This is a genomic window from Pseudomonas sp. R9.37, assembly GCF_963878885.1.
Classification (GTDB): Bacteria; Pseudomonadota; Gammaproteobacteria; order Pseudomonadales; family Pseudomonadaceae; genus Aquipseudomonas.
The window spans coordinates 1-404 of the sequence record NZ_CAWNZA010000030.1 but is presented as its reverse complement, the minus strand read 5'-3'; the positions used below and the strand labels follow the sequence as shown (position 1 = coordinate 404).

Genomic DNA, 404 nt, shown 5'->3' with positions numbered 1-404 from the left:
CTCCACAAGCACCCACACGAATTGCTTGATTCAGTTGTTAAAGAGCGGTTGGTTAAGATCTTTCGTCTCAACCGAGGCGCGCATTCTACAGCAGCCTCATTTGCTGTCAAGTGATTATTTTCAGAAGTTTTCGAAGATTTCTTCAACAACTTCAACCACTTGCGCTTCCGATCTCTCGTTAGCGGGAGGCGAATTCTACAGCGTTACACGCTGCTGTCAACACCTCTTTTTCTCCGCTTTCGACCGAGAAGATCGAAACGTTAATAGAGCCAAACAACACTGCTCTACCAACTCCTTCTGGGCTTCGATGAACTGAAGCAACTCGCTGTCGAATTCTGCGTAACTCTTTGTTTACCAAGGAGTTTTCCGTTTCGACTGCGCCGGAAGTGGGGCGAATTATAGAC

At 47.0% G+C, this 404-nt stretch carries 1 protein-coding gene; it reads right to left on the bottom strand.

The genetic code is table 11. The features are described from left to right. Positions 1 to 178 precede the first annotated feature (178 nt). Positions 179 to 404 (bottom strand): hypothetical protein (locus tag AACU78_RS15715; protein ID WP_218276863.1); only part of this gene is annotated, 226 nt, incomplete at its 5' end.